The 22313-nt window shown below is 67.8% G+C and carries 14 protein-coding genes; 6 read left to right on the forward strand and 8 right to left on the reverse strand.

Annotated features, from left to right (window positions below; genetic code table 11):
• Positions 1 to 65 precede the first annotated feature (65 nt).
• From ABFK29_RS10185 to ABFK29_RS10210, 6 genes are all read right to left on the reverse strand, one after another.
• Positions 66 to 7898 (reverse strand): beta strand repeat-containing protein, encoded by a 7833-nt coding sequence (locus tag ABFK29_RS10185; RefSeq protein WP_347100416.1) that lies wholly within the window; start codon positions 7896 to 7898, stop codon positions 66 to 68.
• Positions 7899 to 8449: 551 nt separating this feature from the next.
• On the reverse strand, positions 8450 to 9631 hold the full coding sequence (locus ABFK29_RS10190; RefSeq protein ID WP_005857598.1) for a vWA domain-containing protein: 1182 nt from the start codon (positions 9629 to 9631) through the stop codon (positions 8450 to 8452).
• Positions 9632 to 9895: 264 nt separating this feature from the next.
• Complete coding sequence (locus tag ABFK29_RS10195) at positions 9896 to 10063, reverse strand: hypothetical protein (RefSeq protein WP_005857600.1); 168 nt, start codon at positions 10061 to 10063, stop codon at positions 9896 to 9898.
• A complete protein-coding gene (locus tag ABFK29_RS10200) occupies positions 10060 to 11448 on the reverse strand; it encodes a DUF2927 domain-containing protein (RefSeq protein WP_005857602.1) in 1389 nt (462 codons plus the stop codon). The genes ABFK29_RS10195 and ABFK29_RS10200 overlap by 4 nt, the downstream gene beginning before the upstream one ends.
• The gene (locus ABFK29_RS10205) at positions 11448 to 11903 is read right to left on the reverse strand and encodes a GNAT family N-acetyltransferase (protein ID WP_005857605.1); all 456 of its coding nucleotides are present in this window, start codon (positions 11901 to 11903) and stop codon (positions 11448 to 11450) included. Before ABFK29_RS10205 ends, ABFK29_RS10200 begins: the two co-directional genes overlap by 1 nt.
• A 333-nt stretch (positions 11904 to 12236) precedes the next feature.
• Positions 12237 to 13139, reverse strand: a complete 903-nt coding sequence (locus ABFK29_RS10210) for an AEC family transporter (protein WP_005857606.1) — start codon at positions 13137 to 13139, stop codon at positions 12237 to 12239.
• Between the two features lie 116 nt (positions 13140 to 13255).
• Between ABFK29_RS10210 and ABFK29_RS10215 the strand changes: the two genes are divergently transcribed.
• A complete protein-coding gene (locus ABFK29_RS10215; protein WP_005857608.1) occupies positions 13256 to 13861 on the forward strand; it encodes a hypothetical protein in 606 nt (201 codons plus the stop codon).
• A 45-nt stretch (positions 13862 to 13906) separates the two neighbouring features.
• On the opposite strand, the gene ABFK29_RS10220 is transcribed toward ABFK29_RS10215, so the two are convergent.
• On the reverse strand, positions 13907 to 16117 hold the full coding sequence (locus ABFK29_RS10220) for a calcium-binding protein (protein WP_005857610.1): 2211 nt from the start codon (positions 16115 to 16117) through the stop codon (positions 13907 to 13909).
• Positions 16118 to 16363: 246 nt separating this feature from the next.
• Between ABFK29_RS10220 and ABFK29_RS10225 the strand changes: the two genes are divergently transcribed.
• On the forward strand, positions 16364 to 16822 hold the full coding sequence (locus ABFK29_RS10225) for a GNAT family N-acetyltransferase (RefSeq protein WP_040604365.1): 459 nt from the start codon (positions 16364 to 16366) through the stop codon (positions 16820 to 16822).
• A gap of 21 nt (positions 16823 to 16843) precedes the next feature.
• On the opposite strand, the gene ABFK29_RS10230 is transcribed toward ABFK29_RS10225, so the two are convergent.
• Entirely contained in the window at positions 16844 to 17683 is an 840-nt protein-coding gene (locus ABFK29_RS10230; protein ID WP_005857614.1) for an AAA family ATPase, read from the reverse strand.
• Between the two features lie 589 nt (positions 17684 to 18272).
• Here ABFK29_RS10230 and dksA point away from each other — a divergent pair.
• The 4 genes from dksA to ABFK29_RS10250 all read left to right on the forward strand — a co-directional run bounded on the left by dksA (position 18273) and on the right by ABFK29_RS10250 (position 22204).
• Positions 18273 to 18695: an RNA polymerase-binding protein DksA gene (gene dksA, locus ABFK29_RS10235; RefSeq protein WP_005857616.1), complete on the forward strand. Its 423-nt coding sequence runs from the start codon at positions 18273 to 18275 to the stop codon at positions 18693 to 18695.
• Between the two features lie 249 nt (positions 18696 to 18944).
• On the forward strand, positions 18945 to 20117 hold the full coding sequence (locus tag ABFK29_RS10240) for an FAD-dependent monooxygenase (protein ID WP_040604367.1): 1173 nt from the start codon (positions 18945 to 18947) through the stop codon (positions 20115 to 20117).
• A gap of 129 nt (positions 20118 to 20246) precedes the next feature.
• Positions 20247 to 21215 carry an XdhC family protein gene (locus ABFK29_RS10245; RefSeq protein WP_005857621.1) on the forward strand — a complete coding sequence of 323 codons (969 nt, stop codon included), beginning with the start codon at positions 20247 to 20249 and terminating at the stop codon, positions 21213 to 21215.
• The gene (locus tag ABFK29_RS10250) at positions 21212 to 22204 is read left to right on the forward strand and encodes a molybdopterin-binding protein (protein WP_005857623.1); all 993 of its coding nucleotides are present in this window, start codon (positions 21212 to 21214) and stop codon (positions 22202 to 22204) included. Before ABFK29_RS10245 ends, ABFK29_RS10250 begins: the two co-directional genes overlap by 4 nt.
• Positions 22205 to 22313: the final 109 nt, after the last annotated feature.

Raw genomic sequence — 22313 nt, forward strand, 5'->3', positions numbered from 1 at the left:
CTTATTCTGTCGTGTCGATGTGGCGACATGGCGGGGCCCGGCGGACCGGACCCCTGCGCATCGCCTCAGAACTGCAGTCTGACCTGAGCGGTCAATCCCCAAGAGTCGAGATTGTCGGAGAACCTTGTGTCTGCGCGCAGGGAAGCGTCGACCTGTCTTGCCGGGACGGCGGATCCTGCGTCGAGGATTGCGGTGTAGTTGAAGCCGAAGCTGAGTTCTCCGAAGCCGCCGAGGGTCTCGGACGTAAGCACCTGCGAGGATCCGTTGCTGTCGACGGTGAAGGTGCTTTCGAGGTCGTCTCCGAAGTCGTTGAAGTAGGTTCCGGTGACGAAGTAGGTGGTCGCCGCCGTGCCGCTTTCCGCGACCTGGGTCCGTGCCAGGGTTGCGCCGAGGTAGCCGATCCTCTGGTCGATGTCGCCGATCTGCAGGGTCGCGTTGTCGGCGGCGGTGGAGGGATCGTTCTCGATGGCGATGCTGTCGCTCTCGATGTGGCTGAACGAGAAGCCGGCGGTGGGCACGAGGCGCAGGCCGAGCTGTTCGTTCAGGGTATGCGAGTAGCTGAGCGAGCCGGAGACGGTCTTGCCGCGGCTGTCGAAGTCCTGGGTGTTGATGCCCAGACCGCCGTTGGCGAAGCTGTTGCTCTCCTGGATCGAGTAGGTGGTCTTGTCGGCGCGGATCGACAGGTCGCCGAACCACTGGCCCTTGGCGGCGCTCAGGTAGAAGCCGCCGAAGGTCTGGTCGAACTCGGTGCTGAGCGTGGTGACCGTGCCGCCGAAGTTGACCGGCAGGGAGGTGTCGCCGCCGTTGGTGCCGAGCATCGCGCCGTAGGCCAGGTCCCAGCCGTTGTAGTAGCCGCCCGAGCAGGACCGGTCGAGGCCCACCTGAATGCCGCGGTAACGCAGGTCGATCTGGTTGGACAGCGAGCCGGGCAGGCTCGCGGCCGAGGTCGACAGGCCGGCCGAGGCCTTCCCGCCGGTGATCCGGCTCCAGGAGCCAATGGCGCAGGGGTCGTCGCCCGGGGCCACCAGCGGGGTCACCAGCGCCGAGGACGGCCGGTTGACCACGGTGGAGATCAGGCTCTGGGTGGCCGCCACGCCGGAGGCCACGCCGCCGAAGGCGAGGTTGGGGGTGGCGGTCAGCTGCACCGCGGTGCCGGTGTTCTGCAGGTTGTAGATGAAGGCGCCGTTGGTCGGCAGGCCGGTCTGGGTGGCCGAGACGCCGCCGGTGTTGGCCGCGGTGATCAGGTCGATCGGGACCGCGACGTTGGAGAACACGCCGTTGACGTTGGAGAAGGCCAGCGTCGGCGCGCCCGAGGCGGTGCCCGTCACGTTGACCTGGTCGGCGGTGTCGGCGGGCGAGGTGCCCACCAGCGCGCCGGAGACGTTGACGTCCATGCCGATGATGCCGTTCAGCACCGCATCGCCATTGATCACCAGGCGGTCGGCGGTCTCGCCGTCGACCATGTCGATCAGGCCGGTGTTGGTGAACGTGCCCGCGCCGCTGGTGGTCAGCGTCACGGTCTGGCCCACGGCGGAGTTGATGTTGAACCGCCCGGTGTTGGTGATGTCCGACCCGGCCCCGGCGGTCAGCGCGCCGGTGGCGCCGAGGAAGTCCATCACGCCGTTCGTCTCGTTGCTCAGCGCCGCGAAGGAGAGCAGCGTGCCGCCGTTGCCGATTGCCACCTGGTCGTCGTTGTCGAGGGCGCCGCTGGTGGTTTGCAGGGTGGAACCCGCCCCCAGGGTGACGCCGCCGGCATCCTCGATGTCGGCGCTGCCGACCGCGAAGGTGAAGCCGGGGTCGATGGCCAGCGTGCCGCCGTTCATGTCGAACAGGCCCGTCACGGTGGCGTTGCCGTCCACGGTGGTCGACCCCGCCGTCTGGGTGAGGCTGCCGCCGATGCTGCCGGAGTCGGTCAGCGTGCCGGTGTTGGTGACGTTGCCGGTGACCGTGCCGTTGTTGTCGAGGGTGCCGGAGTTGCCCACGCCGCCACTGACGGTGCCGTCGTTGGTAAAGCCGCCGGCGTTGGTGACGTTGGTGGCGAAGGTGGCGGTGTTGCTGACCGTGCCTGTCGCGCCCACGGTGGTGCCCGCGGCGGCGTCGGTGTTGGCGTTCACGTTCAGCGTGCCGCCGTCCACGGTCAGCGCGCCGGTCACGACCGATGTGCCGCCCCCGCCCGTGCCGTCCACCGTCACGGTGCCGCCGTTGATGTCGAGGATGCCGCCGAGGGTGCCCGCCAGCGTCGAGGTCGCGGTGCTGCCCGCCTGCTGGATCACGTCTCCGGTGATCGTCGCGGTGCTGCCGCCCGCGCTGTTGAGGTCGAAGAAGCCGGTGCCGCCCACGGTCACCGGGCCGGTCACCGTCGCGTCGCCGGAGGCGTTGGCGTTCAGCTCGATCTCGGCCTCGTCGAAGGTCACGCCGCCGGTGGTCAGCATCGCGCCGCCGCTGGCATCGGCGGTGAGCGTGACCGCGGTCAGCGTGCCGGTGCCGGTGTCGGTCACCGTGCCGGTGCCGAGGTCGAGGTGGCCTCCGAGGATCTGCAGGCCCGTGCCCATGCCGCTGGCGACGAAGTTGTCGTTGCCGGTGGCCGTCACGGTGCCGGCGTTGACGACGATCTGGCCTTCGTTGGTGATCGTGCCCTGACCCGCGCCGCCGGCGCTCAGCGTGCCGCCGTTGGCAAAGGTGATGGTGCCGTTCGACTCGTTGGTCAGGGTGGTGGCCGCGATCAGGTTGCCGCCTGCACCCACCGCGATCTGGTCGTCGTTGGCGAGGGTCCCGGTGGTGGTCTGCAGGGTGGAGCCCGCGCCCACCGTGACGCCGCCGGCGTCCTCGATGTCGGCGCTGCCCGCGCTCAGGACGATGCCGGGATCGACGGTCAGCGTGCCGCCGTCGATGTCCAGCTCGCCGGTCACCGTGGCGTTGCCGTCCGCGGTGGTCGATCCCGCCGTCTGGTCGAGATCGCCGGTGATCGTGCCGGAGGTCGTCAGCGTGCCGGTGTTGCTGAAGGCCAGCGTCGAGCCGTTGTTGTCGAACGTGCCGGAGTTGCCGACCGTGCCGGTGCCGCCGTTGTTGGTGAAGGTGCCGGAGTTGGTCACGCCTGCGGTGGTGCCGGTGTTGGTGAACCCGCCGGAGTTGGTCACCCCGTCCATCGTGCCGTCGTTCTGGAAGGTGCCGGCGTTGGTGGTGGACCCGTCGATCTCGCCGGTGGCGTTGACGTTGCCGAAGGCGCCCGCGGCCACGTCGACACCGGCGCCGGTGGCGTCCAGCGTCGCGCCGCCCGCGACCGTCAGCGTGCCCGCGTCGATGTTCACCAGGCCGGTGACGATCGCGTCTCCGTCGACGGTGATCGTGCCCGCGCCGGTCTGCTGCAGGAAGCCCGCGATGTCGCCCGCCAGGGTGTTGAGCGCGCTGGTGCCCGCCTGGGTGACGTTGCCGGTGACCTCTGCCGGGGCCGCGCCCGAGGTGCCGTTGATGTCGAAGGAGGCGGTGTTCTGGGTCTGGAGGTTGCCGTCGACGGAGCCGTTGACCGTCACGGTCGCGGTGTTCTGCGCCGTCACGTCGCCGTCGATGGTGCCGTCCACGACCACCGTGCCCGCGCCGCCCGATCCGCCGGCCAGCACGTTGCCGGTGGCGGTGAGCGTGTCGCCGGCGTTGACGGTCAGCGTCGCGTCGTCGACGGTGGTCGCGCCGGTCACCGTGGTGTCGGCGTCGACCGTCAGGGTGCCGCTGTCGACATCCACCGTGCTGCCGAAGCTGGAGGTGCCGTCGACCGTGGTCTGCGTGCCCGCGCCCTGCTGGGTGAAGGCGCCGGTGATGGTGCCGTCGAGAGTGATCGCCGTGCCCGACTGGTTGTCCAGCGTCCCGGTGATCGTGCCGTCGTTCAGGTCCAGCCCGGCGGTGCCGGTCAGGTTCACGTCACCGTCCAGCGTCCCCGCGGACACGATCGTCCCCGCCGAGGAATCCAGCGTGGTGAAGCCCAGCGAGGTGCCGCTGGCCAGGAAGATCGCCGCCGTGCCCGCCGTCGCGCCGTTCGCCGTCGAGCTGTTGGTCAGCACGTCGATGTCGGAGACGGACGACGTGTTCAGCAGCGCCACCGTGGCGGACCCCTGGTTGGTGAAGTTGTCGTCGCCGTCGGTGCCGAAGCTGACGTTGCCGGTGCCGTTCACCGTGATCGCGCCGTCGCTGGTGATCGTGCCGACCGCGTTGTTGTCCTGGTCGGCGTCGAACACGATGCCCGTGCCGCCGGTGTTGAACGTCACGCTGCCGGTCGCCCCGATGTTGATCGACCCGTTGTCGTTCAGCGCCGAGCCGTCGTTGTACGTCGCCGCACCGTTGATGTTGGTCGTGGTGTCGGTCAAGGCGGCCATGCTGCCGTTCACCGTCATCGTCGCGCCATCGGCCAGGGTCAGCGCACCGTAGGTCAGCGTTTGCCCTGCATCGATTGTCAGCGCGCCAGCGTTGATCGCCATGGTCGCGCCGGTGGTGCCGGTGCCGACCAGCGTGTTGCCGTCGATGGTGGTCTGCGCCCCGGCGCCGGTCTGGACGTATTGCGCCGCGAGGTTGTTGGCCAGGGTGACGACGCCGCCGTCGTTGGTAAAGGTGTCGGCCAGCGAGACGTTGCCCATCTGTCCGTTCAGGTCGAACGTGCCGGTGTTGGTGAAGTCGGCCGTGTTCAGGATCACCGCCGTACCGGAATTCACGTTCATCGTGCCGGCGTTGGACGACGCGTTGTTCAGTTGCAGCGTGCCCGTGTTCACCGTCACGGTGCCCAGCGTGTTGACCAGCGTGCCGAACTGGGTGTTGCCCGCGTCGCCCGTGGTGATCGTGGAATTGGCGTTGTTCTGCGTCACGGTGCCCGTCACCCCGCCCGGGGTGTTCAGCGCATGCGTGACCGCAACCGTGTTGTTGGTGTCGGTGATGTTCAGATCGCCGTCGAGATCGCCGTTCAGCGTCAGCGCGCCGTCGCCCGACATGGTCAGGGTCGCGGTGGTCAGCGTCGCGCCCGCGTCGACGGTGACATCGCCGCCAGACGCTTCGGCGGCGCCGGTCACGCCGAGGTCGGCGCTTACGACGAGGCTGCCGGCGTTCACGTCGAGGCTCGACTGGAACTCCGAGACGCCGTCCACCGTCAGCGTGCCGGCGTTCACCGTGACCGCACCGCCGATATCGCCGGCCACGGTCGAATTGCCAGTGGCCGTGGCAAAGAGGACCAGGGCGCCGGTCACCTCGGTCGTCGCGTCGCCGGAGGTGCCGTTGATGTCGACGGTGCCCGCGTTGTGGACAAAGATATTGCCGATCACGCTGCCGGTGTCGGCCACGCTCAGCGTGCCGCTGCCGGTGTTGCCGGCGTCGAAGCCCACGTTCACGGGGCCGCCGGTGGCGGTGTAGGACGCGCCGGCCTGAACGGCCAGCGTGCCGCCGCCGTCGACGAAGCTCAGACCGTTGGACACCGCCGCGCCGTCCACCTGAACGGTGCCCGCAGCCGTGATGTTGAGGTTGCCGACGGTGCCCGCAAGCGTCGAGGTCCCCGTGCTGGCGTGGGTCGCCGTCCCGGTGACGGAGCCGCCCGCATTGATGTCGAAGGTAGACGTGTTTTCGACGTCCAGCGCGCCGTCGATGACGCCGTTCACGGTCACGCTGCCGCCGCCGCCGAGGCTGCCGGCCCTGACCGGGGAGGTCAGCGTGTCGCCCGCATTCACGGTCAGCGAACCGGTATCGACCAGCGTGTTGCCGGTTACGGACAGATCCGCATCCACCACGGCCGCGCCGCCGGTCACGGACAGACCGTCGTTGAAGGCCGAAGCGCCATCAACGGTCAGCGTACCCGCGCTGACCGTCACCAGCCCGCCCGCGTCGCCCGCGAAGGTCGAGGACCCGGTCGAGCCCTGCGACACCGTCCCCGTCACCTCGGTCGTCGCATCGCCGGTGGTGCCGTTGATGTCGAACGTCGCGCTGCCCGCGGTCGACAGGGTGCCGTCGACCGAGCCGCCGGCGTTCTGCACCAGCGTCCCCGCGCCCGAAAGCGCGACGTTGCCGTCGAGCGTGCCCGCGCTGGTGACCGTCCCCGCCGAGGAGTTCAGCGTGGCAAAGCCCAGCGTCGCGCCGCTGCCGACCTGGATCGCGGTCGCCGAGGTCGAGCTGTTGGTCAGCGTGTCGATGCCGTTCAGCGTGTTGTTCGCCTGCACGTCGATGGTGCCGGTGCCCTGGTTGGTCAGGTTGTCGTCGCCCGCGCCGTCGTCGTTGGCCACGCTGACGCCACCCGCGCCGCCACCAGTGACCGTGATCGAACCGTCGTTGGTGATCGTGCCGGTGTTGTTCTCATCGTCGTCGGCGTTGAACCGGATGCCGGTCGCGCCGGTGTTGAAGGTCACCGACCCGGTCGCGCCGATGTCGATCCCCCCGTTGTCGTCCAGCGTGTCGCCGTCGTTGTAGATCGCCGCGCCGTTGATCGTCGTAGTGTTCGACGTCCCCACAATGGCAACCCCGCCCGCACCGGTCGTCGTAAACGTCCCTCCGTCCGAAACCGTCAAAGAACCATACGTCAAACCACCCGTAACGGTCATGGTGTTGGGCGACTGCACGGTCAGGCCGTTGCCGAAGATGCCCTCGACGTCGGTGTCGCCGCTGAAGGCCGCGTTGCCGGTGATCGTGCCGTTGGCCACGACAGAGCCGCCATCGACCAGCATGCCTCCCGCCGCGTCGAAGGTCTGGTTCGCGTTGACCGTCAGCGTGCCGTTGGCGTTCACCGTCGTCTGGCCGGTGACCGAGGCCACGGCGCTGTTCACGATGGTGTTGCCGCCGTTCAGGGTCAGCGGACCCGCGATCGAACCGTCGAGGTTCAGCGTCCCGGTGTTGGTCAGACCGTTGGTCGCCGTGACCGTCACGCCCGACCCGACGCTCATCGTGCCCGCGTTGTTCGACGCATTGTCGAGCGTGTGCGTGCCGGTGCCCGCGAAGATGATCTCGCCCGCGGTGTTCTCCAGCGTGCCGATCCGGGAATCGGAGGTCACGGTGGTGACGGAGTTCACGTTGTTCTGGGTGAACGTCCCGGTGATCCGGTCCGTCCCGGTGCCGTTGCCGATGGTGTTGGTGGTTTGTCCGCTGGTGATGTCCACGTCACCGGTGACGGTGCCGTTCATTGTCAGCGTGCCCGTGCCCGAGATGTCGACGCTGCCCGTCGTCGTGAAGTTGACACCGTTGTTCACCGTCAGCGACCCGCCGGACACCGAGGCGGTGCCGGACACCGACGAGGACGCCGAAACAGCGGTCTGACCAGCAGTCTGGGTTACACCGGCCACGGCCACCGTGCTGGCGATTTCCATGGTCCCGCCGTTGACGAACAGACCCGCACTAGAGGAATCGAAGGTCGCTCCGTCGATGACGACGTTGGCACTGTTCTGCACGATCTCACGAAAGAAGTGGCCCCCGGTCAGCGACACCGTCTGGGACGCCGCGCCGTTCACCGTGATGACGCCAGCGGTGCTGTTGGTGCGGTAGCCGCCGGACAGCGTGAGGTCGCCCGCACCGACGATCTCGGCGCCGTTTTCGAGAACCGCGGAAATCACTGCGCTGTCGCCGGCGTTGGTGACGGATATGGAGCCAATCACGGTGAGAGCGTCGCTCGGCGTCGCCCCTGCAATGGTATAACCGCTGGAATCAAACGTGACATTGGAAGTCAACACAAAGCCGCCTTCGTCGATTGTCACCGTGCCGACCGCACCGGTCGCATCGAAGGTGACTGCGTCCCCGTCCAAAAAGGGGTAGCTCGGATAGCCACCGGAGGTGTTGTTCCAGTTGGTCGTGTTGGCCTTGTCCCAGACCTGGCTTTGATTGCCCGTCCAGATCAGATCGTCCGCCTTTGCCTGTCCCGCGATCGTCAAGGTGGCGCCACAGGCGAGCACGAAAACCAGCTCCGTCGTCCGACCAAGTCGGCAGCGATTTCTGAGCGAACGCTGGCGAATCCCGACTTGGTGGCGTGATTGCATGAGCTCAAACAGAACTGTGGTGCGGTTAGCAAAGGTCATTGCGTTCTCCGAACGGAAAAAGAATCTAAATATTGGGGCGGCAGCTTATTTGGGCCGACCCTTCACATGGCTTGACTTTAGGTCAAGGGCAAAGGCCCCGGTCTTCGGGATGCATCCGCGATGTTTGCGCAAATGACGCTTTTGACACTCGGGGGGCGGCTTTTTGCGGTTTGCTTGCACGCCGGAAACGCTGCCAGTTTTCCCTTGAGCCAAGATCTGCAACGCAAGGGAAAAGCCGGATGGCCAGTCCAACGCGTGTGGATGTATCCGCAAGTGGCGGCTCTTCGGTCCCGTGCTGTCCGGATGCTGGGCCAAGGTCTTGTGTCAGCCCGCAAACGGGCTGGACCCACACATCTTCTGTCATGCAGGAGTGGTTCGTAAGGTTCTGACGACATTGGATTTGCCGCGCCACGGCGGGCGCGATGGGCTCAGCCGAGGAAGCGCATGCCCCGGTCCAGCCCTTCGAGCGTCATCGGCACCATGCGATCCTCGAAGATCTCGCGGATCATGTGGATACTTTGCGTGTATTGCCAATGGCCTGGCGGTACGGGATTGATCCAGAGGTGGTCCGGCCACTGATCGCGCGCGCGGCGCAGCCAGACGTGCCCGGCCTCCTGGTTCCAATGCTCGTTCGCGCCGCCGGGATGCGAGATCTCGTAGGGGGACATGCTGGCGTCACCCACGAAAATGCATTTGTAATCAGGGCCATATCTGTTGAGGATATCCCATGTGGCGGTCTGCCCGTCCCAGCGGCGGCGGTTGTCGCGCCACACGCCCTCGTACAGGCAGTTGTGGAAATAGAAGTGTTCCAGATGCTTGAACTCTGCACGGGCGGCGGAGAACAGTTCTTCCACCACCTTGATGTGCGGGTCCATGCTACCGCCAACATCAAGAAACAAAAGGACTTTGACGGCGTTGTGCCGCTCTGGCCGGGTCTTCACGTCAAGGTAGCCGTTGTGCGCGGTGGCGCGGATGGTGCCGTCCAGGTCGAGCTCTTCGTGGGCGCCTTCGCGGACCCAGCGGCGGAGGCGTTTGAGCGCCACCTTGATGTTGCGCGTGCCCAGCTCCACGCCGTCGTCAAGGTTTCGGAATTCTCTTTTATCCCAGACTTTTACGGCGCGTTTGTGACGGGATTCCTTTTGCCCGATGCGGACGCCTTCGGGGTTGTAGCCATAGGCGCCGAAGGGCGAGGTGCCGGCGGTGCCGACCCATTTGGAGCCGCCCTGATGCCGGCCCTTCTGCTCTTCGAGGCGTTTCTTCAACGTTTCCATCAGCTTGTCGAAGCCGCCCATGGCCTCGATCTCGGCCTTTTGCTCTTCGGTCAGATGCTTCTCGGCCAGTTTGGTCAGCCAGTCGTCGGGGAGGTCCACGGCCTGCAGGACCTGTTCGACGCCGATCTCTTCCAAGCCTTTGAAAGCATGGGAGAATGCGCGGTCGAAACGGTCAAGGTGCCGCTCGTCCTTCACCATGGCGGTGCGGGCGAGATAGTAGAACGCCTCGACGTCGTAGGTGGCAAGACCCGCGGTCATGCCTTCGAGGAAGGTCAGGTACTCGCGGAGGCTGACCGGCACACCGGCCTTGCGCAGGGCATCGTAGAAGGGAACGAACATGGGGCAATGTGTAGGCCCGCGACGCAGGCGGAACAAGGACCGTTAACACAGGCCCGGTTAACGGCACGCGCGGCAGGGTTAAGGCGGCGGGCGGTCGGCCCATTTGGTGGGCACGCAGGCCCGGCCCACAAGCGCGGAAGGCGATCGCAACCTTGGTTAACGCGCTGTAAGGGGTGAACCGGCCGGTTCGACCCCCCGAACCGGCCGGTTGGTAACCTTTGCGCGGCGCGGGTGCATGACGTTGCGTCGTAAAGGGTTAACGGCTCAGGCGGCGATCTTCTCGATCACGATGGTCAGGATCAGGCCGAGCAGCGCGAAGGCGATGGCATAGATCGTCGCGTATTGCAGGACGTCAAGCTTGTTGCCCTTGAGGCGGGCCGCATTGAGCCCGCCGATGATTGCGCCGGCCAGTGCCGCGATGAGTACGATCATAGTGCGCCGGGTCTCCGTCGTGCCGGGTTCAGGGAGCCGACCTCGCGCAGTTTCGCACGGACGGCCCAATCAGCGCCGAACCCGTATCGTGCCCAACCGAGGGAGTCCAGCCGCACGGACCGTGCCTCCGTCGGGCGCCCGGCGAGGTCCAGCGCCTCGGCCCGCAGCATCATGAGCGTCGCGAGCAGGGCGGCGTTTTCATGACGGGCGGCGGTGTCGAGATGCGGCGTCAGCAGGTACAGCGCATCGTCGGCGCGCCCGGAGCTGATCGCGTAGGCCGCAAGCTGCGAGGCGACGTAGGCACGGTGCAGGGCAGTGTCGGGCCGATTGCCGAAATAGCGCTGCGCGAGCACGAAGTGGTCCTGCGCCCGGGCCGGGTCGATGGATTGCAGCAGGCGGCCCATGGCGTAGTGCGAGAAGGCGCGGCGGTGATCGGTCCAGCCCATGGCGGTGGCGATCTTCAGCGCCTCGGAGGCGGCATTGCGGCGCTGCGCGGGGTTGGCGCCGGGGCCGAGCGCGGTCTGCACCGCCTCGATCCAGACGCGCGGTGTCTTGGACAGGCGCTGCGGGGCGGCGCCCTGACCGCGCGGGTTGATCCGGGCGAAGATGGCGGGCAGGCGGTCGGCGACGTCGTTGCGGCTCATGCCGGTGCGCAGCGCGGGGTCGTAGTAGGCGCGCAGGATCGTCATGTCGTAGCCGGTCAGGACGGTGTGCACGTTGTCGTCGTTGAACACGCTGTCGGGCAGGCGGTAGAGATCGTTGAGCGGGCCAAGCGCCTGGGCCAGTTCTTCGTGCAGGCAGTCGCGGATTTCCTGCGGCGCGCTGTCGGCGGGGATGAAGATGGCCAGGCGTTCGCGTTTCTTGAGTTGCGACCAGCTTGTCTGGCGGGTGTTGCGCGCGCCACGGTATTCCGCCAGCGACGAGACGTTGGGCACCACGAAGCAGGCGGCGGAGGGCAGGGCCTTGCGGATGTCGTCGCGCGTCACGGCCTGGATGGTGATGTTGGCGTTGGCGGCGCCGACCTGCGAGACGTCGATCCCGGCCTCTGCGCGCAGGCGGTGCAGGAGGCGGCCGAGATCGGGCCCGAGCGAGACGGGCGCCTGTCCGGTGACGCGCACGGTGATCGGCCCCTCGAACCGGGTGAAGGTGGTCAGCGGACGGCCGGATTCCAGCGCGAAGGACAGGTCGAGGAAATCGCGGGCGAGGTCGGTGTTCGACGCCACGGGTGCCGCGGGCCGCGGGACCGAGAAGCTTTTCATCGGCGGCAGGGAGGCGCTGGATTCGACGGCGGAGGCAGCACGCGACGCGGTGTCGTTCGACGCGATCGGCATGCAGGCGCCCAGCAGGAGATACAGCGGGAGCAGGTAACGGCGGGCTTTGCGCATCACGACCTCTGGTACTTGATGAACGGGGTGACGACGCCGATCCGGTCGTAGAGGACGCGCGCGGTATCGTTGAACTCCTGAGTCAGCCAGTATACGGAGGGTGCTCCGCAGGTGTCGGCAGCGGCATAGACCGCCTCGATCAGCGCACGGCCGACGCCCTTGCCGCGCATCTCCGGCACGGCATAGAGGTCCTGAAGGTAGCAGACGTCTTCGATCTTCCAGCCGTGGCGGTGGAACAGATAGTGCGTCAGGCCAACAAGGCGGCCGTCGTGCTCGGCGACCAGCGCGTTGAAGTCGCGCGGGTCGTCGCCAAGAAGGCGCGCAAAGGTGGAGACGTAGACCGGCTCGGGTACGCTGCTCTCGTAGAAGGCGAGGTACGCCGTCCAGAGATCACGCCAAGCCGGTTCATCCTCCGCGCGCAGTGGGCGCACGGTCAGAGCCGTTTCGTGGGACACTATGTAAGCCTGCCTGCTTTTTGGTTGCTCGGATTGTTCAACTTTCCGAGGTTTTTCTGTCCTCTGTTTGGACACTATAGGGCAAAACCGGGATTTGTGCCCAGACGTTTGGCAAGCTGTGGACAAAATTTTCCCAATGACGGGAATGCCGCCTGTAAGCCATTTAATTACAAAGGTTTGCTCTGTGCAGTTGCGCAACAGGGAGGCCGTCAACCTGTGTTAAGAGGTGGTAAACGGAGGGTCGGACAATGGCGGTATTGAGGCGTTGCCGGATGCTTGCCGCAGTTCGTTCCGGGTGGTTCCCGGTGGGCGCTCCTGTCGCGGCGCGCGCGCTCAGGCCAGCCAGGCCAGCGAGATCAGCGACAGGGTCGAGGTCCAGACGATGACCGGGGCGATGGCGTCGGTGCGCACGCCATGGAGGAGTGCCAGCGCAAAGGCCATGGCGCCGGACGGCCCGGCGGCGGTCAGCGTGAAGAGGTCGTGCCAGGTCTCTGGCGGCTGCAGCAGCGACAGCGCGGCCCAGATCAGCGCCGGAAACGCGAGCAGTTTCAGCCCCGAGGCGGTGGCGATGACCGGCGACACGCGCAGCGACTGACCGGAGAGGATCACGCCCAGGGCAAACAGCGTCAGCGGCGCGGCGGCCTGACCGGCAAAGTGCATGGCGGTCAGCGCGGGCTCGGGCAGGGGGATCGCGGCGAGGTTCAGCAAGAGGCCCAGCAGGATCGCCATCAGCACCGGGTTCGTCGCCAGCCGCTTCCATGCGGGCGGCGCGCCGGGCGCACGGCCCGCGATCAGGTCGGTGGTGACGATGAAGAAGGAGAACGAGACGGCGCTGTCCCAGGCGACGATGGCGGTGACGGGTAGGGCGGCGGCCTCGCCGTAGATCAGGAAGGAGATCGGCCAGATATAAAGCAGCGTGTTCACGAAGATCGTCGCCATCGCCAGCAGCCAGCTTTCCAGCGGCTCGCGCCGGAAGATCCGGCGCATCACGAGGTAGGCGGCGGTGAACAGAGCCACCTGGCAGAGCGCGTAGACCGCCAGCACGTCGGCCCGGAAGGCGGACCAGTCCAGCCCGGCGATCAGCGGCAGGATCAGGGGCGGCTGCATGACCATGAAGGCGATGCGGTTGGCCGTCGTCGCCTCGGCCTTCGACACGAAGGAAATCCGCCCGAGGAGGAACCCCAGCGCCAGCATCGCAAAGACCGGCAGGATGTCATGTGTCAGGACGTGCAGCATGGCGGCTGACAGAGCATGGACGGCGGAGGGCCGCAAGAGCCCCGGACTCTGCCGATGGAACGTCGGCCCCGGGCCTGTGTTGGGAAGACAGGCGCACGGCAAGGGAGAAAGGCGGCATGTGGACCTGGATACTCGAAAACGCGGCGGCGCTCTCGGTGGCGCTGAACGCTGCCATGCTGGTGGTCTGGCTGGCCTACTTGCAACTTTTCCTGGTCAGTTTCAGGCGCTCCAACCGGGCGGTGATTCACATCGACATGGCGGCAGGCCAGAACGAGGACGCCCGCTGCATCGTCACCAACATGGGGGCGGACACGGTGTATATCCTTGGCGTCAAGGTCGATCTGGACTGTGACGGCGACGCGCGCGAGGCGCTTGTCACCGATATTCTGGAAGAGGACGGCCCGCTCGGCGGCGACTTTCGCGCACGCACCAACCAAGGGCCGCTGGCGGGGGGCGAGGCCATGGACATTGGCAGCTTTCACAACATCGTCGACCGGGCCGCGGCACGCATGGGAGAGGATATTCGCCTGACAACCTGCCATTCGGTCGAGATCACCGTGGTGGTGGCCGCGCAACAGGCCCACCGGCTTTTGGGCGGGCACAAGCGCTACGATATAACGCGCGAAGACGGCGCGCTGCGGTTCCGGTCGGAGGATATCCTGACGCGTCAGATCACATCTGGCCGACGCCGGCGGCTTCTGGCGCGCGAGATCGCTTGCTGAAGGTTGGGGGCGTGTGATGCCGGGTGTGGGCGTGCTCCGCCCGGGTCACGCTTCGCGCAGGATGGCGATGTCGGCGGCGGTCAGCGTGGTCCCGGCGCCGGTGACGCGGGCCAGCGCAGTCTCTGTCCCGGCGACGGTGAGGAAGACCTGCGCGTCGCCGCCGTCGTTTTCGATCCTGAGACTGGCGGCGGAGAGGTCGGTGTCGTCGCCGGAGGGCAGAAGCGCCACGAGGCTGTCCTCGGCCGGGTCGAAATCGGTGATGGTCGGGAAGGTATCGTCGGTCGGGACCGTCGTCCGCGTCCCGTCGAAGGGGTTGTGCCGCCAGTCGACGTGGCCGGTCAGCCCATCGACATAGGCGTTGAACACGTCCGCCCCGGCGCCGCCGGTCATCGTACCGTCGGCCGAGCTGAGCGTGTCGTTGCCCTCGCCGCCGTCGAGCACCGCGCCGGGCACCTGCGGCTCGTAGCCGTTCTGGTCCAGCGGCAGGCGCGTCAGTTCGGAGGTCAGGATATCGTCGCCGTCGCCCCCCATCAGCGTCGGGCCGACGGCGATCGCGGAGGGCGTGGCCCCGGCGGAGATCTCCGTATCCAGCCGGTCGTCCCAGACGTTTGTGGCGATCAGCACGTCGTTGCCTGCGCCGCCGTCTGCAAGGGTGCCGGAGGTTTCCACGAACAGCGTGTCGTCGCCGTCTTCTCCGAACAGGCGTTCGCCGGCCCCCGTTTCGCCGCCGAAGAGCACGTCGTCGCCGTCGCCGCCGCGCAGGGTGTCGGTGCCCTGCAGACCCAGCAGCGTGTCGTCCCGGTCGCTGCCGGCAAGATCGTCGTCGCCAGAGAGGTCGCCGGGCACGATGAGTTCGATATCGGAGGGCGAGACGAGGCCCAGCACACCGGTCAGCGTCACGAGCACTTCGGTCGTGGTGCCGTTGTCGATGGAGACCTGCGCGTCGGGCGCGTTGGCGGCGTCGACGCTGAGCGTGTCGGTCGCGTCGAAGCCTGCGGGCAGGACGATCCGCAGCCGGTCCTCGGCGGGGTTGAAGTCGGTGATCGTGGCGGCGTGGCCGCCCTGCACGACGAAGATGTCGCCGCCCGCGCCGCCGGTCGCTATGGCGTCCTCGTTCACGCGCAGCACGTCGTCGCCAGCGCCGCCGTCGATGATGTCGGTGCCGCGCAGCGACCAGATGGTGTCGTCGCCATCGCCGCCGAAGATGGTGTCGTCGTCCCCGCCGGAGAAGGGGTTGCCGCCGTCGATCCAGTCGTTGCCATCGCCGCCGCGCAAAAGATCGTCGCCGCCTTCGCCGAAGATCGAGTCGTCGCCTGCGCCGCCGTCGATGGTGTCGCCCTGGCCGTTGCCGCCGCGGATCGCGTCGTGGCCATAGCCTCCGTTCAGGGTGCCCGTGGTGTCGCCGACGATGACGTCGTTGCCCGCGCCCGCGTCGATGGTGGCGGGAAGGTCGTAGAAGATGCGGTCGTTGCCGGGGCCGCCGTCGATCTCGTTGCCCGCGCTGGCGTCGCCGATGCTGTCCTCGCCGTCCTCGATGTCGCCGGCCCAGGGGGCGTCGCTTTCGACGTAGAGCCCGCTGAGGGTGATGTCATCGTTGCCCGCGCCGCCGCGAAGCGTGGTCTCGCCGGGGCGGGCGGCCAGCTTGTCGGCGCCGTCGCCGCCCTCCAGCAGGCTGCCGCCGGAGGTGGAGAGCAGGTCGTCTTTGCCGTCGCCGCCGAACAGCCTGTCGCCGCCGGGGGAGGCGAGGGTGTCGTCGCCGTCCTCTCCGTCCAGCGTCATCGGTCCGCCGGTCGCGGCGAAAATCACGTCGTCGCCCGTGCCACCCTGCGCGGTGTCCTGCCCACCCTGCGCAAAAAGCGCGTCCTGGCCGGCGTCGCCCTGCAGGAGGTCGTCGCCCGGGCCGCCGACAAGGGTGTCGTCGCCGTCGCCGCCCGAAAGCGTGTTGTCGCCCCCGAGCGCGATGAGGTCGTCGTCGCCTTCGCCGCCGTCGAGGCTGTCGTTTCCGGTTCCGGCATAGAGCGTGTCGTCCCCGCCGAGCCCCTGCAGCGTGTCGCCGAGCGCCCGGTCGGTGAGTTCCTCCGGCCCCGGGGTGCCGGTGATGAGGTCTCCGCCCGGAACGGCGGGCGGGGTGGGAGCGGGCGGGGAGTCGTCGGTCGTGTCGTCCGTCGTGTCGTTGGACCCGCCGTCGTCGCCACCCCCGGACATCAGGCCGCCGAGAGTGAAAAGCCCCAGAAGTATGAAGACAAATGCCGACATGATCGAAATACCCCCGGCGAAGGATAAGCGCCGCCCGTCGCATTCACCAAGTATTTTGACCGATTGTCAGCGTTTCGGGGACAGTCCGCGCCGAAGCGCCATGATTTTTCCCGACGAGGCGGTTGAACCGCGGGCCATGGCATGTTTGGAGGCGCCCGCCAGTCATTCGGGTGCGGTCTGCGCCGCCCGGATCCCGAACCGCGCCTGTGGGCGCCCGACAGGAAGACGCCCCCGGAAGGAGACGCCATGACCGACCTCAACCTGCGCCGCAACACCGGGCGCGATCTTGCCCCGCTTGCCGGACTGCTTGCCGATCCCGACGATCTCGCGCTGGTCAATCCCAGCGCCCGGCACCCCTTCGACCCCGAGGAATGGCACCAGAAGTGGTTGCAGGACCTCGACGACGAAAGCTTTTACCTCGTGGACGGGGCAGGGCGTGAAGTGGGGTTCTTCGCGCTCCGGGTCGGTGTCGGCCCGGAGGTGCGCCACCTGACCTATGTCTTCGTGGCCGAGGAGATGCGTGGCGGCACCGGTCATCTGATGGCCCGCTGGATCGAGGACGCGGCCCGCGATCTGGGCGCGCTGACGATCACGCTGAAATGCGAGCTGGACAACCCGGCGGCGCTGCGGGTCTACGAGGCGGCCGGGTTCGAGGAACTGTCCCGCCGGGGCGGCATGGCGACGATGCGCAAGGACCTGGACTGAGGGGCGTGCCGGACCGTCGGACTACCTGTCGCGTCGCGCCATGAAGGCGAGGCGTTCGAAAAGGTGCACGTCCTGTTCGTTCTTCAGCAGGGCACCGTGCAGCTTCGGCAGGGCGGAGGCGCTGTCGCGCTTGAGGTCCTCGGGCGAGAGGTCCTCGGCCAGCAGCAGCTTCAGCCAGTCCAGCACCTCGGAGGTGGAGGGCTTCTTTTTCAGGCCGGGCTGGTCGCGCAGTTCGAAGAACTGGGTCAGCGCCACGGTCAGGAGCTGGTCCTTGATGTCGGGGAAGTGCACGCGGACGATGGCGCGCAGGGTCTCGGGATCGGGGAAGCGGATGTAGTGGAAGAAACACCGGCGCAGGAAGGCGTCGGGCAGTTCCTTTTCGTTGTTCGAAGTGATGATGACGATGGGCCGGGTTTCGGCGCGGACCGTCTCTCCGGTCTCGTAGACGTGGAACTCCATCCGGTCGAGTTCCTGCAGCAGGTCGTTCGGGAACTCGATATCCGCCTTGTCGATCTCGTCGATCAGCAGGACGGTCTTTTCCTTGGCGGAGAAGGCCTGCCAGAGCTTGCCCTTCTTGATGTAGTTCGCCACGTCGTGCACCCGCTCGTCGCCAAGCTGGCTGTCGCGCAGGCGGCTCACGGCGTCGTATTCGTAAAGCCCCTGCTGGGCGCGGGTGGTGGACTTGATGTTCCACTCGATCATCGGGAGGTTCAGCGCCCCGGCCACCTGGCGGGCCAGTTCGGTCTTGCCGGTGCCCGGCTCGCCCTTCACCAGCAGCGGACGTTCGAGGGTGATGGCAGCGTTCACGGCCATGGTGAGGTCGTCTGTGGCGACGTAGGCGTCGGTGCCGTCAAAGCGCATGGGTGTCCTCCGGATCGGTCGGTGCAGGGGTACAGGCGGGACGGAGCCTGTGCAAGCGATGGACGGGCCGTTCGGGGTGCGGCGGGCGGACAAGGCGTGCAACTGCGCGATCCCTGCCCGATCCTTTCGCGCGGGCGTGTCGGCCGGCGGGCAGGGGCGCTCTGCGGGGCCTTGCCGCAGACGCAGCGTCAGCGGTCGGCGGTGTGCCGTGCCGCCCCGGGATGACGTGTCGCGCAACGGAAAGGGGCGCGGGTTCCGGGCCGTCGCGCGGGGCTGTCATCAGGTGTCGGGGCGGGGCCATGCGACGTTTGCAAGGGGGCCTTTTCGCGCCTCGCGCGCACTGGGCGGCCCATGACGCGTCAAGGTGGAATCTGTGGATAACGTTACGTCACGCGGCCCCCTTCGAGACCGCCTGCACATGCACCGGGCATGGTCACTTTTCGTTGCAAACGGGCCAACAAAAGCCGTTCGCCACCCCGCTATTGTGTAGTGACAAGGCGAACCGTTTTGTTTAAGTGCTGCCCGCAGGGGTGCCAGATATCTTAGGAATTTCAAAATGACGGGTATTGGCGTTGATGAGGGAGCGGAAATGAAACCTGAAACCTTTCTACCCGAGGACTATCGTCCCGCCGAAGACGAACCTTTCATGAACGAGCGGCAGACGGAGTACTTCCGCCGCAAGCTTCTGAACTGGAAAGCCGATCTTCTTGCCGACAGCCGCGACACCATCGAGGCGCTGCAGGAAGGGACGCGCAACATTCCCGATGTCACCGACCGCGCGAGCGAGGAAACCGACCGTGCGATCGAACTGCGGACCCGGGATCGTCAGCGCAAGCTGGTCAACAAGATCGACGCGGCGCTGCGGCGGATCGACGAGGGCGAGTACGGCTACTGCGAAGTGACCGGCGAGCCGATCTCGCTCAAGCGGCTGGACGCACGTCCGATCGCGACGATGAGCCTCGAAGCGCAGGAACGGCATGAGCGTCGCGAGAAGGTGCATCGCGACGATTGATCCCTGCGGGACCGGCGACAACTGATCCCTGCGGGTTACGGAACGACTGACCCCGTTGGATCGGAAGTGACCGATCACCGGCGGAACCCGGACTGGCGATGATCGGCGGGGGACGGGGAGCGTTCGCCTCCGTGCGGTCGGACTTCCGCCAGACGGGGCATGTGGATCGCGGCGATGACCGTGACCTGAGTGATTGCGCCGGGGCCCGTCCCCGGCGCTTTTCTTTGAACGGACGAAAGGACAGGCACGGTGGGGGCTTCGGGCAGGCGGTCGGTGGTTGTGGTCGGCGGCGGCATCGGCGGTCTTGCGGCGGCGCTCTGCCTTGCGGCGCGGGGCGCCGAGGTGACCGTGCTGGAACAGGCGGAAGCGATCCGCGAGGTCGGCGCCGGCATTCAAATCAGCCCCAACGGGCTGCGCGTGCTGGAGGCGCTGGGGCTGGGAGAGGCGTTCCGCGACATCAGCGTCCGGGGGCAGGCGGTCAGCCTGCGCGACGGCCGCGACGGGCGCGAGGTCACCCGGCTGGATCTCATGCGGCTGGACGATGCGCAGTCCTACCGCTTCGTGCACCGCGCCGACCTGATCGAGCTGCTGGCCCGCGCCGTGCGCGACCGGGGCGTGGCCATCCGGCTTCTGCAGAAGGTTTACAACGTTGTGCCCGGCCCGATGGCGCGGGTGGTGATGTGCACCGGAGACGAGGTGACGGCGCCGCTGGTTGTGGCGGCGGACGGCCTGCACTCCGTCGCGCGGCCGGCGCTGAACGGCGCGGCGGAGCCGTTCTTTACCGGGCAGGTGGCGTGGCGCGCGGTGGTGCCGAACGTCGTCGATCATCCCGCCGAGGCGCGGGTCCACATGGGGCCGGGGCGGCACATGGTCAGCTATCCGCTGCGCGGCGGATCGGCGGTGAACATCGTGGCGGTCGAAGAGCGCGGAGGCTGGGTCGACGAGGGTTGGAGCCACACCGACGACCCGGCGAACCTGCGGCGCGCCTTCGCGGGCTTTGGCGGGATCGTTCCCGCACTGCTTGATACGGTGGAGACGCCGGGCCTCTGGGGGTTGTTCCGGCATCCTGTGGCGCGGCGCTGGCACGCGGAGGGGGTGGCGCTCTTGGGCGACGCGGCGCATCCGACACTGCCGTTTCTGGCGCAGGGCGCGAACATGGCGCTGGAGGATGCCTGGGCGCTGGCGGTGGCGGCAATGCGCGAGGGCGGTCCGAGGCTCGACCTTTACCAGCAGTGGCGGCGTGACCGGGTGGCCCGTGTGATCGCGGCGGCCAATGGCAATGCGTGGAAATACCACCTGAGCAACCCGCTGGTGCGCGGCGTGGCCCATCTGGGGCTGGGGGTGGCCGGTCGGCTGGCGCCCGGGCGGATGCTGCACCAGTTCGACTGGCTTTACGGCTACGACGTGACCGAGCTGACCTGAGCCTTCGAGCGGTTCGCGAAAATTCCGGCGCCGGACGACTGGAAATTCCCGCCCGCCGGACCGACGTTTGTCCTGTGGCCGTCCCGCGACGAGGGGATTAAGGTCCCGACAGGGAAAAAGGGGGTCTGAATGGAACGCACCGACGGAATTCCGGAACAGGCGCTGGCGTGGCACCGTGCGGGCAAGGGCGCGGTCCTTGCCACGGTGGTGGAGACATGGGGCTCTGCTCCGCGGCGCGTGGGGTCGCAACTGGCGATCTCGGGGGAGGGGCTGATCGAGGGATCGGTCTCGGGCGGCTGTGTCGAGGGCGCGGTCATCGTGGAGGCGCTGGACGCGCTGGAGGACGGCGACGCGCGCGAGCTGGAGTTCGGCGTGTCGGACGGCGACGCCTTTGCGGTGGGTCTGGCCTGCGGCGGCACGATCCGCGTGCTGGTCGAACCGGTGGGCAAGGTCATGCCCGAGGGCCTGCTGACCGAGCTGTGCGCGGCGCGCGCGGCCCGTGAACCGGTGGCCTACGTGGTCGATCTGGACAGCGGGCGGCGCACGGTGGTGCGCGCCGGCTACGAGACGCGGTTCCGCATGGACCGCTCGGGCTTCGAGGAGGACGGCCGCACCTTCGTGGCGATCCACAACCCGCCCCTGCGGCTGATCGTGGTGGGCGCGGTCCACATCGCGCAGGCGCTGGTGCCGATGGCGCGGATCGCGGGCTATGACCCGATCATCGTCGACCCGCGCGAAACCTTCGGGTCGGAGGCGCGCTTTCCCGGCGAACGCATCCTGAACGACTGGCCGGACGACGCGGTGGAGACGCTTGGCCTCGATGGGCGCACGGCGCTGGTGCTGCTGACCCACGATCCGAAGCTGGACGATCCGGCGCTGGAGAAGGCGCTGGCGTCGGGATGTTTCTACATCGGCGCGCTGGGGTCGACGCGCACCCACGGCAAGCGGATCACCCGGCTGGAGGCGCAGGGCTTCACCGAAGAGCAGATCGGACGCATCCACGGCCCCATCGGGTTGGACATCGGCGCGGCGGGTCCGGCGGAAATCGCCGTCTCGATCATCGCCGAGATGACTCGGGTCCTGAGGAAGGGCGCATGAGGTTCGGGCCGACGTCGCTGGACGAGGCGGAGGGGGCGGTGCTTGCCAACTCCCAGCCCGCCGGGGGACGGCGGCTGAAGAAGGGCACGGTGCTGGGCGCACGGGACATCGCGGCGCTGAAGGCGGAGGGGTTTTCCGAGGTGCTGGCGGCGCGGCTTGACCCCGACGACATGTCGGAGGACGCGGCGGCAGAGCGGCTGGCGCAGGCGCTTGTGCCCGATCCGGAGCGCGCGGGACTGCGGCTTGGCCGGGCCGCCACGGGGCGTGTGAACATCCACGCGGAGGCGCCGGGCGTTGTCGAGGTGCTGGCCGACCGAATCCACGCGCTGAACGCGGTCGATCCGATGATCACCGTGGCGACGGTGCCGGAATGGCAGCGGGTCGGGCCGCGCAGCATGGTGGCGACGGTCAAGATCATCTCTTACGCGGTGCCCTCGGCGGCGCTGGAGGCTGCCTGCCACGCGGGTCAAGGCGCGCTGCGCCTGCGGCGGGTGGTGCACGACACGGCCAAGCTGATCCAGACCGCCGTGACGGAGGACGAGAGCGGCGACAAGGGGCAGGCGGTGACGGCCGATCGGCTGGAGCGGCTGGGGGTCAGCCTGGGTGAAAAGCAGGTTGTGCCACACCGCATCGACGCATTGGCAGAGGCGATCCGCGCCACGGATGCGTCGGCGGTGCTGATCCTGACCGGCTCTGCCACCTCCGATGCGCGCGACGTGGCGCCCGAGGCGCTGCGCGCCGCCGGGGGCGAGGTCACGCACTTCGGGATGCCGGTCGATCCGGGCAACCTGCTGTTCTACGGACGTCTTGGCGAGAGGCCGGTGATCGGCCTGCCCGGTTGCGCCCGCTCGCCCGCGCTGAACGGGGCCGACTGGGTGCTGGAGCGGCTGCTGTGCGGAGTCGAACTGCGCCCCGGCGACGTGGCCCGCATGGGCGTGGGTGGACTGCTGAAGGAGATCCCGGTGAGGGGCCGCCTGCGCGAGGCGTAAGGGGGCGTTCATGGCCATGGACCGGAGAGGGTGATCCGGGCCTGCGGGCCGGGCTTTGCGGGATAGCCCCGACGTGTGTCCGGGCGGCGCCTGCGATACGCCGCCCGGA

It is taken from the genome of Sagittula stellata E-37 (genome assembly GCF_039724765.1).
Classification (GTDB): Bacteria; Pseudomonadota; Alphaproteobacteria; order Rhodobacterales; family Rhodobacteraceae; genus Sagittula; species Sagittula stellata.